This window comes from Sporosarcina cyprini, assembly GCF_022048975.1.
In the GTDB taxonomy this organism is placed as follows: Bacteria; Bacillota; Bacilli; order Bacillales_A; family Planococcaceae; genus Sporosarcina; species Sporosarcina cyprini.
On record NZ_JAKMHX010000005.1, the window covers coordinates 1 to 881 of the forward strand.

1 protein-coding gene is annotated in these 881 nt (G+C 60.6%); it reads left to right on the forward strand.

Features of this window, described 5'->3' with window-relative positions; all coding sequences use genetic code 11:
- The first annotated feature begins 61 nt into the window (after positions 1 to 61).
- Positions 62 to 826 (forward strand): IS6-like element IS6100 family transposase, encoded by a 765-nt coding sequence (locus L7D49_RS00265; RefSeq protein WP_001389365.1) that lies wholly within the window; start codon positions 62 to 64, stop codon positions 824 to 826.
- Positions 827 to 881: the final 55 nt, after the last annotated feature.

An 881-nucleotide genomic window follows, 5' to 3' on the forward strand; every position in this document is an offset into this window, starting at 1 on the left:
GGCTCTGTTGCAAAAATCGTGAAGCTTGAGCATGCTTGGCGGAGATTGGACGGACGGAACGATGACGGATTTCAAGTGGCGCCATTTCCAGGGTGATGTGATCCTGTGGGCGGTGCGCTGGTATTGTCGCTATCCGATCAGCTATCGCGACCTTGAGGAAATGCTGGCGGAACGCGGCATTTCGGTCGACCATACGACGATCTATCGCTGGGTCCAGTGCTACGCCCCGGAGATGGAGAAGCGGCTGCGCTGGTTCTGGCGGCGTGGCTTTGATCCGAGCTGGCGCCTGGATGAAACCTACGTCAAGGTGCGGGGCAAGTGGACCTACCTGTACCGGGCAGTCGACAAGCGGGGCGACACGATCGATTTCTACCTGTCGCCGACCCGCAGCGCCAAGGCAGCGAAGCGGTTCCTGGGCAAGGCCCTGCGAGGCCTGAAGCACTGGGAAAAGCCTGCCACGCTCAATACCGACAAAGCGCCGAGCTATGGTGCAGCGATCACCGAATTGAAGCGCGAAGGAAAGCTGGACCGGGAGACGGCCCACCGGCAGGTGAAGTATCTCAATAACGTGATCGAGGCCGATCACGGAAAGCTCAAGATACTGATCAAGCCGGTGCGCGGTTTCAAATCGATCCCCACGGCCTATGCCACGATCAAGGGATTCGAAGTCATGCGAGCCCTGCGCAAAGGACAGGCTCGCCCCTGGTGCCTGCAGCCCGGCATCAGGGGCGAGGTGCGCCTTGTGGAGAGAGCTTTTGGCATTGGGCCCTCGGCGCTGACGGAGGCCATGGGCATGCTCAACCACCATTTCGCAGCAGCCGCCTGATCGGCGCAGAGCGACAGCCTACCTCTGACTGCCGCCAATCTTTGCAACAGAGCCG

Bases quoted from the DNA above. Each gene is read 5' to 3' on its own strand.
- L7D49_RS00265 (WP_001389365.1), top strand. From the start codon at position 62: ATGACGGATTTCAAGTGGCGCCATTTCCAGGGTGATGTGATCCTGTGG.